The organism is Ochrobactrum sp. RH2CCR150 (assembly GCA_014138095.1).
Lineage (GTDB): Bacteria > Pseudomonadota > Alphaproteobacteria > Rhizobiales > Rhizobiaceae > Brucella > Brucella gambitense.
Map to the genome: position 1 here is coordinate 342000 of JACGXE010000002.1, position 14294 is coordinate 356293.

The window sequence follows — 14294 nt, forward strand, 5'->3', positions numbered from 1 at the left end:
AGAAGAAGAAGGACGGCCGCAGCCGCGATGAGAGCCAAGATTTTCATAAAATAGCATTCGCTCAATCTCCGCTCACGTTCAATAAAACTGATGGTGATCGAAGGGGAGCGGTCTGGGAATGGATCAGGCGGCGTTCTGAAGCAGCTCGCGCCGCGCTGTCGCAACAACCTGCTGCGTTAAATCCGACAGCCGGTCTGCCGCGAGGCGATTGACCTGCCAATAGAGCGACACGTCGAGCGGTGTGCCGGGTACAAGCTCGACCAGCTTACCGGACGCAAGGTGGTCCTTCACCAGCACGAAGGGGTTCACGCCCCAGCCCATGCCGTCAAGGCTCGCTTCAACGAACCCTTGGGTGGAGGGCAACCAGTGGGTCGGACAATTGATGTCCGCCTTCAGGTTTTCCTTGATCCAGCGGTCCTGTAGCCGGTCTTTCTGGTTGAAGGTCAGGGCAGGAGCGAAGGCCAGCGCCTCGCTTGTCACGCCGTTCGTGAAATATCGATCCATGAAGTCCGGCGATGCTGTCGCGTGGTATCGCAACGTGCCGAGCGGAACGATCCGGCACCCTTGAACCAGCTTTGCATGGGAGGTCACCGCAGCCAGTACGCGCCCGCGCTGAAGCCATTCGGCGGTGTGGTCCTGATCGTCCACGGCGACATTGAGCAGGTGATCGGATCCTTTGGTAAAGGCGGAGATAGCTTTTAAAAACCAGGTGCCGAGACTGTCCGCATTGGTTGCGATGTTTAGTGTGACGCGTTGCTTGAGATCGTCTGCCCCGGCAAGGGCTGGCAGTTCTTCAAGCAATTCGCGCTCCAGCATACCCACCTGTTCGATGTGGCGGCAAAGCCAGTCGCCTTTTTCTGTCGCAGTGCAAGGCGTGCCGCGCGAAATGAGCACTGTGCCGAGCCGCTCTTCCAAATGTTTTACCCGCTGCGATATCGCCGATGGCGTGACATTCAGGGCCCGGGCCGCTTTCTCGAAACTGCCGGTTTGTACCACCATGGCCACGGCGCGCAGTGCGGAATAATCGATCATTAGCTCGTCTTAATTTGAATTAGTATCTTTAACTATATTAATCCAGATAAGGCGTATATCCAAGCGCTACCGATCATTCGATATTGCGTGGCGTTCAGTAGGCCTGAGCCATGCTTCCGTAGCGAGCAGAAATGAATTTTTCCGTTTATCTGACGGGCCTGACCATGGGCCTCAGTCTTATTGTAGCTATCGGCGCGCAGAACGCCTTCGTTTTGCGTCAGGGGCTGCGCGACGAGCATGTTTTCGCGGTCAGCCTTGTCTGTGCTGTGTCGGACGCGGTGCTGATCACGCTCGGGATCACGAGCTTTCAGAAGATCGCAGCGGCTCTGCCCGCCATTGATCCGATCATGCGTTATGGCGGAGCTGCCTTCCTGATATGGTATGGTGCGCGGAGCCTCTATTCGGCGATCACATCTTCTACTGCGCTTTCATCCGGTAATGGAAATGCGACGGGTTTGTGGAAGACAATCGCCACCTGCCTCGCTCTCACCTGGCTCAACCCGCATGTCTATCTGGATACAGTTGTGCTGCTGGGCACGATATCCACCCAGTTTCCGGGTCTGGAGAACGCATTTGCTTTGGGCGCGATTACCGCTTCGTTCGTCTTTTTCTTTTCGCTGGGATTTGGTGCGCGCTGGTTGCGTCCGGTCTTCGCCAGACCGTCGTCGTGGCGCGTACTGGAGGGCGTTATCGCTTTTGTGATGTGGGCAATCGCATGGAAGCTTCTGGCAGGGGCGTGAGCGCCAGTCATTGCAGATCAATCAGGATTGCTCTTCCGGCTGACGCTGCTGAATGCGTTCGGAAACGTAAGTATGCAGCGTGAAGGATGTCGCCGGGTTGTGATCCGCCGATTTTGGGAAGCCCTTGAGGTCCTGCGGCGCGATGCCGAACCGCTCCTTGAAGAATTTGGTGAACTGGGCGCGATCGGAGAAGCCGCAGGCATAAGCGACTTCCTTCATGCTGAGCCGTCGCCCGCCGTCATTGATCAGGCGTCGATAGGCAAGATCAAGCCGTTTGTTACGAATTAGCTTGGTGACACCGCTGTCAGGTTCAAATGCGCGATAAAGATGCGAATGCGACAGCTTGAACTGCTGCATAATGCTCTTTGGCGACAGGTTCGGATCGGCCAGATTTGCGTCGATATGGTCGAGCACGCGTTGGCGCAGCGGCAGGCTGACCGCCAGATACTCTTCCAATGTGAAAGCCTGCCGGTTGATGGCTGCTTTCAGCAGAACCATCAGGGATTCCTGAATTTCAGGATAATCATTCTGGTCGATCGTATCGATGATGCGGTCGAGCGTGAGAATGAAATTGAACAGGATTTTATTCGTTGCGACGTTGGAGGGAAGCACCAGACCGTGCAGGTTTTTGCCCGGGAAGGCCTTGTTGAGCTCCTTACGTGGAAGAGCGAGCGTTACGCGCGCGCCAGCATCCTTCTTGCTGGCCATCACCTGTGTCAGATCCATAAGGAATATGTCGCCGGGTTTCACATCAACATTTCTACCGTTGAAGTCCCTACGATAATCGCCTGCCAGAACGAGTTGAATGAGGTAAAGGTCGAGGTCCGTTCTCGCGATAATTTTCGGCGTCCGATCACAAAACTGATTGCTGAATGTGGTGTTGCCAACCACCATGTCGCCGAACAGGCGCGAGCGAACAGAACCGCTCATGACCTTTTCACCGCGTTCCAGCGTTGGAGATACCTCATAAATGATGGACGATGTATCCCGCCAGAAGTCGTTGCGGTTTTTTTCGTCGACCATATCTGCCGATATATAATGGCCGCTCTTCATGTGCCCCACCCCCGACAGTTTTCAGCCGAAAACGCTGCGCCCGGGTGATCCCGCGCAAACGTGCCGCGTCAAACTCTGTCGTATTACCCCCTAGTCGAATCTGAATCTAACAAATTTGCCCCTCTAAACGCAATATGGGACAAAATCGCTTCATATTGGGGATACGAATGTATTGCTATCCGAATTATGCGAGCTATTTCTAATTAATCGGGTTCTCTATTGTAAGATATTGATAAAACATAGAATCGGTAAATTAAACCTGGGTATTTTCCGCAAGACTTTACATATTTATTCCTAATAAATGATCTTTATGGGTTTTGGCTCTGTGAAAATCGCGTTCTGAGATCGAATATTTCTTATTTTCGAGGTGTTTTCCCGGAAAAGGCGGTGAAATTATACAGTGAGTGCAATTCAGGATTGTCGAAATTTCATTCTGTTTGCGACAGAAAAAGTCGCATCTCGCTGACCTATCTTCGCAACTATCCCCTGAAAAAATTCAAAGGATGATGACGCTGCCGTCACCGAAAAAACAACGGCCCGTCACTGAGTGGGGGAAGCTTGAATGGAACGAAATCGCGTTCTCTTCCGCAATAAGCCGCTTGATCAGAAAGGATCAATAATGATCGCAAAGCGAAGAATGCAGTTGCTCTCCTGCATGGCCGTATTGGCACTTGCCGCGCCGATGCAGGTCGCGTTCGGCCATGACTGGGATCACGACCACTGGGGGCATCATGACCATGATTTCCCCCCATTTGGCCATGATCACGATTTCCCTCACCATCACGACCATGCGGGTGCTGCGGTTGCCGCTGGCATCCTTGGTCTGGCTATTGCTGCCGCCGTTGCCGACAATGGCAGCAACCGTCCCCACGACGTTTATGCTCCACAGCCGCAACCTTATTATGCGCCGCCTCCACCTTATCGTCTGAGCCAGGGTATCACCTGTTACCCGGCGCAGCGGGCCTGTTACCTTCCCAACGGGCATTATGCGGGCATCACGACCCATTCGCAGTTCGGCAATTAGGATAGATTATGAAATTTCATCACTATTTACTGGGCGCGGCATTGCTCGCTGCCTTTCCAAAAGTGGCTTTTGCTGAAGACGCGACCAATCATCGGCTTCACGCCGCATGGGACGCTCTGGCTAAGGGTGAAGGCGAATTTCTGACGACAAAGCAATTTGCGAGCCTGAACAACCTCGCATATCAGGCGGCTATTGTTAGAATCTGCGACGGTCACGAGCTCGATCATGAAGCCTTCCGTAGGAAAATCGAAGACGTCATCAAAGATACGGATAAAAAGCTGAGTGACGAGCAGGCCGACCTGCGTGAGGCTGCCGTTCTTGTAGCGTTCGGAGCGCGTTTTGGCCTGTTTCTTGCCGAAGGCAGTGATGACAGCAAGGCTGGCTTTTGTGCATCTGCTGATGAGATCAAGGCCTCGCAGGATATTTCTGTTCTGGCCAAGTAAAATCATCAGATAAAACAAAGCCTCCCGCGTGGGTGAATATCCACGCGGGAGGCTTATCGACCATCAAGCCGTATGAGGTTCGGTCTTGCGCCTGCGGAACCAACGAGCGCTTGCCACGCGGTCAATCTCGACGAAGATCACCGGCGTGATAAACAGTGTGAGAACCTGACTGAGCAGGAGACCGCCTACAACTGCAACGCCGAGGGGCTGGCGCAGTTCGGACCCTTGACCGCTTCCAAGCGCTACTGGAACTGCGGCCAGAAGTGCGCAGAATGTCGTCATCATGATAGGTCGGAAGCGGCGAATGGCAGCCTGATGGATGGCCTCTTCTGCCGGATGATTTTCATCACGTTTCAAAAACAGCGCGACGTCGACCATCATGATTGCGTTCTTCTTGACGATGCCGATCAGCATCAGCAAGCCGATCAGTGCAATGATCGACAGATCGAAGCCGAAGAGCTGGAGCGTGATCAGCGCGCCGAAGGCGGCTGACGGCAAGCCCGACAGAATGGTCAGCGGGTGTGCAAAGCTTTCATAGAGAACGCCGAGCACGATGTAGATCGTCGCAACGGCAGCGAGGATCAGAAGCCCCATATTGCCGGTCGATTGGGCGAAGATCTGCGCTGCGCCCGATGGTTGCGCCGATACAGATGCTGGCATTCCGATTGCGGAGCGCAGGGCTGTCACGCGGTCCGTGGCCGTGCCAAGCGACACCCCTGCGGGCAGATTGAACGACAGCGTGACCGATGCGAGCTGCCCGGACTGATTGACGGTCACCGGTCCATTGGTTCGCGTGATCGTGGCAAAACTTGCCAGCGGAACGAGGGTGCCTGACGATGATGGAACGCGCAGCGCACCGAGCTGCGTTTCATCCCACTGGCGGCTTTGATCGAGTTCCAGAATGACGTCGTAGCTGTTGCCGGTGGTCTGTATTTGCGAAACGGTCAGCGTGCCATAGGCTGCTTCGAGCGTGTTGCGGATTGCGTCCGAAGAAATGCCCAGGCTTCCGGCCTTGTCATTGTCAATCTCGATACTGGCTTGCAGAGCGTTGTTCTGAAGGTCGGATGCGACATCGACAAAGGTTTGCGGCTCGGCCTTCATGGCATCGGCCAGCTTTACCGACCACGACCGGGCTTCATCCGCATCCAGCGATTGAAGAACAATCTGATATTGGCTCTGCGTACTGCGTCCGCCGAAGCGCAGATTCTGCACCGGCGTTATGTAGGCGGTGATACCGGGAAGAGCGGCCAGCGATTTGCGCAATGCGCTCAACGTCTGCTCCAGTGGCGGCCGCTGATCGCGTCCCTTGAGCTGCACCAGAAGCGAACCTGTGTTGAAGGTCGATCCGCCGGGCCCGCTGCCCAGCGAAGCGGTGACGTGTTCCACGGCAGGATTGCCGGATACGATAGACGCCGCCTGTTGTTGCAGGTCTCGCATCGCCTGATAGGAAATATCCTGTCGCGCCTGTGTTGAAATGGTGAGGATGCCAATATCCTCCTGCGGGAAGAAGCTACGGGGCAGGGTCATGAATGACCAGACCGAGCCGAGGAAACTCAGGCCGAAGGCGAGCAGCACTATCGCGCGATGTTTGAGACACCAGCCGACAGCGCGTCCATAGCCTTCGGTCACCCGATCAAACAGGAGGGCGATCCTGCCGGGCTTGATTTCCTTATGTGGCAGGCGCGCGGCAAGCATTGGCGTCACGGTTAGCGAAACGAGAGCCGAGGAGAGGATGGCGAGCGTCACCACCATGCCGAATTCGTTCAACACACGTCCGACAATGCCGCCCATCAGAAGAATGGGCAGGAAAACCGCGACCAGCGACAGCGACATGGAGATGATCGTTCCGGTCACTTCCTGACTGCCCTTGATGGCAGCTTCAAACGGCGGCATCCCTTGTTCGGTATAGCGCACGATGTTTTCGAGCATCACGATGGCGTCGTCCACCACGAGACCAACCGCCAGTGTGAGCGCCAGAAGCGAAATATTGTCGATGGAAAAGCCAAACGCATACATGGCGGCAAATGTCGCGACCAGGGAAAGCGGCACGGCAAGGCCGGGGATCATAGTTGCCCAGAACTGGCCGAGGAATAGAAAGATGACGAGCACGACGAGCGCAATCGTAATGCCCAGCGTCTTTTGAACATCGGCCACCGCATCGCGGATCGAACGGGACACGTCATTCACGACAGAGATGTGCATCTGTGCGGGCAGGGCAGATTCGATCTCCGGCAGTTTGGCCTTGATCGCGTCAACAACGGCAACTGTGTTCGATCCCGGCTGTCGTTGCACGGCAAGTGCGATGGACTGTTTGCCGTCGAGCCAGCTGCCCTGATTGACGTTCTCAACGCTGTCGAGAACTGTCGCGACATCTGATAGCCGAACCACGCGATTACCGCTGCCCGAAATGATGAGGGTTTTGAACTCATCGGCATTGGTACGCTGGGTCTTGGCATTGACGGTCAAGGCCTGTGACCCGTTTTGCAAGGTGCCGACAGGTGTCTGACTGTTGGCGGCGGCGATGGTATTGCCGAGGCCGAACAAGGACAGATTGCGGCTGTCGAGCTTGTCGGGATCAACCTCGACACGCACAGCATAGGTTTTGGAGCCATAAACCTGCGCCTGGGCAACACCCGAAATGGTGGAAAGCGCCGGCGATATGATGTTCTGTGCGATGTCGTCCATCTGCGTCAGGCGCGCGCCGTCGCCTGTCAGCGCCAGAATAATAACCGGGGCATCGGCGGGATTGGCCTTTCGATAGCTGGGCGGTGTGGTCAGATTATCGGGCAACTGACGCTGGGCGCGGGTAATCGCCGCCTGCACATCTGCTGCTGCCGCGTCGATATCGCGCGACAGGTTGAACTGTAGCGTGATCGACGTATTGCCGAGCGACGACGTGGCGCTGATCGTATCAATACCGGCAATCGTCTCAAATTGCTTGATGAGCGGGGTTGCGACAGAAGACGCCATCGTGTCGGGCGAGGCACCCGCGAGCTGGGCGGACACGTTGATAGTCGGAAAATCCGCTTCCGGCAGAGCCGCAACGGGAAGCTGGAGATAAGCCGCAACGCCGCCAATCAATCCGCCAATGACAAGGAGGATCGTTGCAACGGGGCGGCGAATGAAGACTTCGGAAATGTTCATCGCCTTGATGCCTTCATTCAGTTGGAAGAGACTTTTGTCTCTGTATCGGTGCTGGCCAGTTTCACCTTGCTGCCATTGGCAAGCGAGGCCTGACCTTCCGTCACCACTTTTTCACCGGGTTGCAGGCCAGCGCTCAGACCGGCCATACCATTTGCGCGCAAGGCGACAGTGACCGGACGCACTTCAATGCTGTTGTCCGTCTTCACGACATAGCTGATCGAACCGTTTTCCTGCGGCTGTACGGCAACGCCCGGCACGAGAACGAGATTGTCGGCTTGTCCGGCTTCCACCAGCACACGCAGTGACTGTCCGGGCCAGAAATTGCCGGATTGATTATCCAGCGTGGCGCGCAGGCGGACAGTGCCGCTTGCGGCATCAATATTGTTGTCGAGGAAATTGACCGGCCCGCTTTCCGAAGTGTCTTTGCCATCTGCCGATACAGCTGTGGCTGTCGCCTTTAGGGTGCCCGTGGACAGAGTTTCGCGGATAAGCGCGAGATCCGTTTCCGGCAGCGTGAAATCTGCGTAGATCGGCTTCATCTGCGTGATGGTCGCGACCGGTGAGCCAGCCGACAGATAAGCGCCAAGCGAGACCGATACAACGCCGAGCTGGCCATCGAAGGGGGCGAGAATCTTGGTGTCGTCAAGCGTAACCTGATCGGCTGCCAGCTGTGCCTGATCAACCTGAAGCTGCGCTTCCGCCACTCTGAGAGCCGCCAGAGCATCGTCACCCGCCTGCGATGTGTCGATGCCCTTGGTGACAAGGTCCTGTGTCCGCTTCAGCACGAGTTGCGCGTCGTTCAGCGTCGCCTGCGACTTGGCGACAGAGGCCTGATCCTTCACAACGGTGGCGCGAATAGCGCGATCATCAAGCTGGGCGATCAGATCACCTTTCTTGACGATGGCTCCGTCTTTCACGTTGAGGATCGCTACATTACCGGCCTCGGGGCTGTTGACGGCCGTGGACGCAACGGCAACAACCGTGCCGATTGTGGTGCGCTGGATCGGCAGTGATCCTGCCGTCGCAACAGCTACCTTGACGGCATGTTCGCCGCCGCCCGAGCGGTTGCCGCTTTTCCGGCTATCTGTCTGAACTGTGTTCGGAGCGCTAGCACCGTTCTGCTTCGTGGCATGTTGCCAGCCGACATAAGCGGCACCTGCAACCAATAGGATTGGGACACCCCAAACAACCCAACGCTTCACTCAAGGCTCCTGTCAACGAAGGGATACGCCGCAAATCCGGCACCTCGCACGCTAACACAAAGAAGACGTCCAGCAATTAAATTGATTGAGAGCGACAGTTGTTCAGTTCGTGATAATTAGCGAGGTCACCATTTGCGGCGTTCGTTGCGCCGTAATTGTGGCTATTTGAGAATGCGGAGAATATCGCGGACGACCTCAGCCTGCAGGGGGCGCTGTTTCTCGATATTGAAATGGCCGACTTCCTTCATGCCGGCAAAATCACGATTGTCCAGCTTGCCCTTGAAACGGGGGCCGGGCACCAGCGGGAGGCCCCAGCCATGCTGCGAGAAATAGAAATTGACGACTCGGCGGATATTTCCGGGCAGGGGATCAGGTGCCGTTGCGGCGAAGGACGCCATGTAGTCCACGCGAATGCCGCGCTTTTCCAGAACTTCGGCAATGGAAATAATGGCATTGGCGCCCAATGAATGGCCGACGAGAATGACCGGCTGTGGCCCATATTTCTGCCGGTCAGCAATGATCCTGTTGGCGACAAGACGCCATGCGGCGTTGCCCTCGACATGAGCATCAACGCCTGCTGCCTGCAAATCGGCACCAATTTCATCAATGCCGGTGGAAAAAATATTGGCAAAGCCACGCAGGAGATAAACGTCAGGTCGCCCCGCTTGAGCGCCGTTTCCCTGTTTGTCGTTTGTGTTGGGTGACGGCACGGCAGTCTTGGCGGATTTGGCAAGTGCTGCGACCGGCATCGCAGCCATGAGAAGGCTAGAAGCCAGCCCGGAGGCCAGCAGAGAGCGGCGGCTTATGAAATACTTCGCCGAATTGCCTGATTTGTTCGTCATGTAAATTTACCAAGGTTATGGCCAAGGTTTCGGAATGACACGTCCGGTGCGCTTGGCATATTCGTCATATGAAGCGCCGAATGCCTTGCGCATCATCGCTTCTTCATGGCCCACGCGGTAAAAATAAAGAATGCCGACACCAACGATACCCGCCAGACCGGCGAACCAGTTGGGAAGCAGGCAAAACTGCGCTATCGCCCAAAGCCAGAACGATAAATACATCGGATGGCGGACATATTTATAGAGCCCGTCCGTCACGAGTTTGTGTTCCTTGCGGATTTCCAGCGAGACCGACCAGTTCTTGCCGAGTTGGCGATGGCTTGCATAAAACAGCCAGAGAAAAGCGAGTTCGACCACAACCCCGATCCAGCCGAGCCATGGCTGAAAGGTGTAGTCCGCGATAGCCGGAAAACCCGTTGCGACATAGATGATCGGGATCAGCGACAGGCCGAGGCTGGCCGCGCCCAACGCTGCACGGTCGGGAAGCGTTTTAGCATTGGTCGTGACCTTGATCTTGCGGGCGCGACGCTGGTGCGGCACCCGGATGACCACCCAGGCGACAAGACCAATTGCCCAGACGATCATTGCCAGGGTGGGCGTCATTCGGAAGCTACCTTTTCTGGCGACAAACCGCCCACAATATGGTCGTTCACGCGCTCGGACAGAAATTTCGGACCGCAGCAAACCTGAAAGAAATCATACCAATAGGGCTTCGTATTGCCGAAGACATATTGATAATGCACGCGAAAAAGGTTGCGCTTCACCCGCTTGTAAGTCTCGGCCAGCAGCATGTCCTTAACGCGCACCTGACGCACGAAGGGAAACCGTCGACCTTCGGCCCGCTTAAGCTTCATTTCCGCCACCGGGTCAGTCTTGTAAAAATTGATGGCATCGGTCAGGCACTGGATTTCAACCCAGTCAAGCTTACCATCATCGGTAAGTCTTTGCACGCCTTCACGAAATTTCGTGGCAGCAGGATGATACCCGGCCTTGAGCGCGGTGGAGCCAAGCGTCAGAACGGTGACTTTGGGTGCGCGCGTTGAAAAGGCTTGGTCGACGGCCAGACAGCGGGCGGCGACATCCAGCATCAGCATGCCGCCGGTACTGTGGCCGATCAAGATGACCTCATCATATTTGCCCGCGCTGATGCGCTGGACAATGCCTTCTGCGAAGCGCTGCATCAGCGCTTCGGCATCCGGTCGCCTGCCGCGAAAGAAGTTCAGCGAGAACGACCAGAGATCCATCAGATGGTTGGTGGACCAGCGTTTACCGAGCACCGTCAAAGCGACCGAGAATACGGCAAGCCCGATGATCCAGCTGATTGTGCCCAGCCAATGCACCGTCAGGCGCGCAGCGGCCAGTCCCAGAAGCGCAAACAGAACGATGGCGAAGAAAGGATAGAGGAAATAAAGCCCGAAGCGCCATGCTTTGGAAAAGAAATGAAATGCCGTGCCGGAAAAGACGAAGTCGGCGAAGGCGCGCAGGTATTTGCCAAGTCGCACCGGCAGGGGGCGGGCGAAATCTGCCAGCACGATAGAATCGAGGGCGAGGAAATTAAAGTCGGTTGTCGTTGACCAGTCTTCGCGTGCAGCATGGGTTTCGATGGTCGCAAGCCCGATCTCGTGATCAGGCGTGTCATCGACTGTGGAGACCGTTGACTGGTAACCCCAGAGCGTATCGAAACGGGAAATTTCCTTACGCAGCCGCTTGAAAAACGCGTCCGGCGTTTTTGGATCATACCCGCCAATGAAGAATACGGCACGCCGCTGGACCGACTGATTCATGTGAAAAGCGTAATTTGCATCTTAGGCATTGTCGAGATCAAACCGCGCCTCGTTTTCGTGAAATTCTTCGGTGAATTTTCTATGCTGTGCGATTTTTCGGGGAGAAATGGTTTTGGAGCCATTTCAGCAAGTTTATATAACAGCTTTGTCTCAGAAGTTTTTTAAAACAATTGGATAACGGGCTTTCTTAAGTTGTAGTATTGGACCGCAGGTTTCGTGCCGCGGTGTAACGACCGCTTTGCAACGAACGAAAACGTGATATGCGAAGCCGGGGCGATCCGGGGAGGACGCTGTCAGTCACGCATTTGGTTGCAAGTTCTGGATCGCATATCATGAGCCGCACTATTCTCTGCCTGGGCGCTTTGACGCTCGACACAATCCTTCGTCTTGACGCGTTGCCGGAACAGGCCGGGAAATATCTGCCCAGTGAAGCGGTGCAGATCGCTGCCGGTATGGCTTCAAGTGCGGCTGCTGCCATCGCTCGCCTTGGCGGGGATGTAGCGCTTTGGGCTTCGACGGGGGATGATGCCACGGGCGAACGGGTGATCGCGGAACTCCGTGCCGAAGGGATCGATTGCAGCCATATTCGCAGGCTTACGGGTGCGCGTACTGCTTTCTCATCGATTCTGGTGGATCCGTCCGGCGAGCGCGTCATCGTTCCGTTCTATGATCCGCAGTTGGGCAGCCCAGCTTCGATCGTGCCGCCTGTCGAGGCGGGCGCTTTCGCGGCCGTTATGGCCGATGTGCGCTGGGCATGGGCCGCCGAAACTGGCCTCAAGGCTGCTCGTCGCGCCGGTATTCCAGCGATTCTCGATGCCGATACGGCCCCGGTTGATCTTCTCGAACGGCTGTTGCCGCTTGCGACCCATATCGTTGCTTCAGAACCTGCTGCCATCAGCCTGACCGGCACGACAGACTTGAGCGAATGCGTCGAGATACTGGCCAGCCGGTATGATGTTTTTACCGCGGTAACCGCCGGTGCGAACGGATGCTACTGGACAGAACGGGCCGGACACGCGGTGCAGCATGTCGCGGGTTTCAGCGTCAAAGCAGTGGATACGCTCGCCGCGGGCGATGTCTTCCATGGCGCTTTCGCACTTGGCCTCGTCGAAGGCGGGTCGATGCATGACATCATCCGTTTTGCCAATGCCGCCGCCGCCATCAAATGCGCACGCTTCGGCGGACGCTCCGGTTCGCCAAGCCGCACAGAGGTCTTGGCGTTTGTGGAGAGCGGTCTGCTTCCAGCCTAGGACATAAATCCCCCCAGATTTTGCATAAATGCACAGTGAATCCGAATTGACTATTTACTAACATGTTAGTATGTGCCAACTTACAGTTCAATCTTGGGAGGAGACGGCTTTGCCGCAAAATCATTCTGGGCAGGAGCGCTTTGGGCTCTCTGCAGCGCTGACGACGCCATTCGATGCCGATGGCAAAATCGATGTGACCCGTGCACTCAAGCACGCGCGTGCGCGCATCGATAATGGCTGTTCCAGCGTCACTTTGTTCGGCACCACCGGCGAAGGTTCGTCGATTGCCGATGCTGAACGCGCAGCCCTTCTCGACGCCTTCATTGCACAGGGCTTCCCGGCCTCCAAAATCGTTGTCGGCGTGATGGAAAATTCGGTGGCCGATGCGGTGCTTCAGGCTGGTGATGCGCTGCGTCGCGGCTGCAAGGCCATTCTTCTGGCACCGCCTTCCTATTTCAAGAATCTCTCCGACGACGGTCTCTTCAACTGGTTCTCCGCCGTGTTGAAAGGTCTTGGTTCGGATGCGCGCGATATCATCCTCTACAACATTCCGTCGGTGACGGCGGTTGAACTGTCCGTCGACCTGATCGGTCGTCTGCGCGATGCTTTCGGAGCGATTATCTCTGGCGTGAAGGATTCGTCGGGCAACTGGGCTTATACCGAGAAGCTTTTGGCGGCCCATAAGGACATTGCCATCCTCATTGGTGACGAGCGCGATCTCGCCGCTGGCGTCCGTCTGGGCGGGCAGGGTGCGATTTCCGGCATGGCAAATCTGTTCCCGGATCGTCTTCTGCGCATGGTCAATGATGGTCAGGACGATGCCGAGCTGGTCGATGCCGTGCGCAAGCTGCTCAACTATCCGGTAACGCCTGCGGTGAAGGCGCTGGTGGCGCGTCATACTGGCGATATGGAATGGCGTCATGTCCGCGCACCTCTGGTTGCGCTGAATGATGCGGATTTCGATGCAATTGGCAGTGTATTTGGCGGATTGCATATGGCAAAGGCTGCCTGAGCCGGGCATAAGCGATGCAGACATGCTGCGGAAAAGTGGGAGAACTTTCCGCAGTATAACCAAAGCGGTTGGGAGAGGACGAAGCCTTGGCGGAAGATCAGAACGAGCCGGTGAAGTTGCGGGACAAGGCCTACCAGAGCTTTACCCAGCATTTGCTGGCGCGCGATTTCCATCCGGGCCAGTTCGTCTCGCAGCGCCAGCTCGTCACCATGACGGGCCTGCCGCTCGGCGCGATCCGTGAATTGATCCCCCGTCTGGAAGCAGAAGGTCTGATCAAAACCGTGCCGCAGCGCGGACTCCAGATTGCCCATATCGATCTCAATCTCATCCGCGAAGCTTTCCAGTTTCGCCTTTTCATAGAGAAAGAGTCGGTTGCGATTTTCTGCCAGTCGGCTTCTGACGAGTTGTTGCGTTCGCTGCGTGCCGAGCATGAAGACACGCTGAACCGTGCCAAGAGCGAAGGCGAGACACCGGAGCTTGAGGAGCAGGCGCAGAATATCGACTGGAGCCTGCATGACACGATTGTCGCCTCGCTTGACAATGAAATCATCTGGCGCGCTTACCAGACAAATACGATCAAGATGCGCCTGATCAATCAGGAGCGTTTCCGGATCACTGGTCGCGTCATCCCGGTCATGCAGGAGCATCTCGCTGTTCTCTCGGCGATTGAAACCCGCGACCCGCAAATTGCCATGGATGCTATCGCCGTTCACATCAACAATGCACGGACGCTGGCATTGCATATTTAGCTAAATAGAATCAGTGGCT

13 protein-coding genes are annotated in these 14294 nt (G+C 56.1%); 6 read left to right on the top strand and 7 right to left on the bottom strand.

Annotated elements, in window-relative coordinates; all coding sequences use genetic code 11:
• Positions 1–123: 123 nt before the first annotated feature.
• Positions 124–1032 carry a LysR family transcriptional regulator ArgP gene (locus FHW03_RS05260; RefSeq protein ID WP_182519664.1) on the bottom strand — a complete coding sequence of 303 codons (909 nt, stop codon included), beginning with the start codon at positions 1030–1032 and terminating at the stop codon, positions 124–126.
• A 131-nt stretch (positions 1033–1163) separates the two neighbouring features.
• Here FHW03_RS05260 and FHW03_RS05265 point away from each other — a divergent pair, with 131 nt between their 5' ends.
• On the top strand, positions 1164–1772 hold the full coding sequence (locus FHW03_RS05265; protein ID WP_182519665.1) for a LysE/ArgO family amino acid transporter: 609 nt from the start codon (positions 1164–1166) through the stop codon (positions 1770–1772).
• A gap of 21 nt (positions 1773–1793) precedes the next feature.
• On the opposite strand, the gene FHW03_RS05270 is transcribed toward FHW03_RS05265, so the two are convergent.
• Complete coding sequence (locus tag FHW03_RS05270) at positions 1794–2825, bottom strand: helix-turn-helix domain-containing protein (RefSeq protein ID WP_182519666.1); 1032 nt, start codon at positions 2823–2825, stop codon at positions 1794–1796.
• A gap of 619 nt (positions 2826–3444) precedes the next feature.
• On the opposite strand from FHW03_RS05270, the gene FHW03_RS05275 reads away from it, so the two are divergent.
• Together FHW03_RS05275 and FHW03_RS05280 are read left to right on the top strand one after the other, a co-directional pair.
• On the top strand, positions 3445–3849 hold the full coding sequence (locus FHW03_RS05275; protein ID WP_182519667.1) for a hypothetical protein: 405 nt from the start codon (positions 3445–3447) through the stop codon (positions 3847–3849).
• Between the two features lie 8 nt (positions 3850–3857).
• The gene (locus tag FHW03_RS05280) at positions 3858–4292 is read left to right on the top strand and encodes a hypothetical protein (RefSeq protein ID WP_182519668.1); all 435 of its coding nucleotides are present in this window, start codon (positions 3858–3860) and stop codon (positions 4290–4292) included.
• Positions 4293–4355: 63 nt separating this feature from the next.
• Here the strand turns inward: FHW03_RS05280 and FHW03_RS05285 are convergent, their stop codons facing one another.
• The 5 genes from FHW03_RS05285 to FHW03_RS05305 all read right to left on the bottom strand — a co-directional run bounded on the left by FHW03_RS05285 (position 4356) and on the right by FHW03_RS05305 (position 11264).
• Entirely contained in the window at positions 4356–7436 is a 3081-nt protein-coding gene (locus tag FHW03_RS05285) for an efflux RND transporter permease subunit (RefSeq protein ID WP_182519669.1), read from the bottom strand.
• Positions 7437–7453: 17 nt separating this feature from the next.
• On the bottom strand, positions 7454–8638 hold the full coding sequence (locus tag FHW03_RS05290) for an efflux RND transporter periplasmic adaptor subunit (protein ID WP_182519670.1): 1185 nt from the start codon (positions 8636–8638) through the stop codon (positions 7454–7456).
• Between the two features lie 161 nt (positions 8639–8799).
• Positions 8800–9444: a lipase gene (locus tag FHW03_RS05295; RefSeq protein ID WP_182520059.1), complete on the bottom strand. Its 645-nt coding sequence runs from the start codon at positions 9442–9444 to the stop codon at positions 8800–8802.
• A gap of 51 nt (positions 9445–9495) precedes the next feature.
• Entirely contained in the window at positions 9496–10083 is a 588-nt protein-coding gene (locus FHW03_RS05300) for a protein-S-isoprenylcysteine O-methyltransferase (protein ID WP_182519671.1), read from the bottom strand.
• Positions 10080–11264 (bottom strand): lipase, encoded by a 1185-nt coding sequence (locus FHW03_RS05305; protein WP_182519672.1) that lies wholly within the window; start codon positions 11262–11264, stop codon positions 10080–10082. The genes FHW03_RS05300 and FHW03_RS05305 overlap by 4 nt, the downstream gene beginning before the upstream one ends.
• Before the next feature lie 332 nt (positions 11265–11596).
• Here FHW03_RS05305 and FHW03_RS05310 point away from each other — a divergent pair, with 332 nt between their 5' ends.
• The 3 genes from FHW03_RS05310 to FHW03_RS05320 all read left to right on the top strand — a co-directional run bounded on the left by FHW03_RS05310 (position 11597) and on the right by FHW03_RS05320 (position 14275).
• A complete protein-coding gene (locus FHW03_RS05310) occupies positions 11597–12514 on the top strand; it encodes a PfkB family carbohydrate kinase (RefSeq protein ID WP_182519673.1) in 918 nt (305 codons plus the stop codon).
• 109 nt (positions 12515–12623) lie between these two features.
• Positions 12624–13526 carry a dihydrodipicolinate synthase family protein gene (locus FHW03_RS05315; RefSeq protein WP_182519674.1) on the top strand — a complete coding sequence of 301 codons (903 nt, stop codon included), beginning with the start codon at positions 12624–12626 and terminating at the stop codon, positions 13524–13526.
• A gap of 86 nt (positions 13527–13612) precedes the next feature.
• Positions 13613–14275, top strand: coding sequence for a GntR family transcriptional regulator (locus tag FHW03_RS05320; RefSeq protein ID WP_182519675.1), 663 nt, complete (start codon positions 13613–13615; stop codon positions 14273–14275).
• Positions 14276–14294 lie beyond the last annotated feature (19 nt).

Bases quoted from the DNA above. Each gene is read 5' to 3' on its own strand.
- FHW03_RS05260 (WP_182519664.1), bottom strand. From the start codon at position 1,032: ATGATCGATTATTCCGCACTGCGCGCCGTGGCCATGGTGGTACAAACC.
- FHW03_RS05265 (WP_182519665.1), top strand. From the start codon at position 1,164: ATGAATTTTTCCGTTTATCTGACGGGCCTGACCATGGGCCTCAGTCTT.
- FHW03_RS05270 (WP_182519666.1), bottom strand. From the start codon at position 2,825: ATGAAGAGCGGCCATTATATATCGGCAGATATGGTCGACGAAAAAAAC.
- FHW03_RS05275 (WP_182519667.1), top strand. From the start codon at position 3,445: ATGATCGCAAAGCGAAGAATGCAGTTGCTCTCCTGCATGGCCGTATTG.
- FHW03_RS05280 (WP_182519668.1), top strand. From the start codon at position 3,858: ATGAAATTTCATCACTATTTACTGGGCGCGGCATTGCTCGCTGCCTTT.
- FHW03_RS05285 (WP_182519669.1), bottom strand. From the start codon at position 7,436: ATGAACATTTCCGAAGTCTTCATTCGCCGCCCCGTTGCAACGATCCTC.
- FHW03_RS05300 (WP_182519671.1), bottom strand. From the start codon at position 10,083: ATGACGCCCACCCTGGCAATGATCGTCTGGGCAATTGGTCTTGTCGCC.
- FHW03_RS05305 (WP_182519672.1), bottom strand. From the start codon at position 11,264: ATGAATCAGTCGGTCCAGCGGCGTGCCGTATTCTTCATTGGCGGGTAT.
- FHW03_RS05310 (WP_182519673.1), top strand. From the start codon at position 11,597: ATGAGCCGCACTATTCTCTGCCTGGGCGCTTTGACGCTCGACACAATC.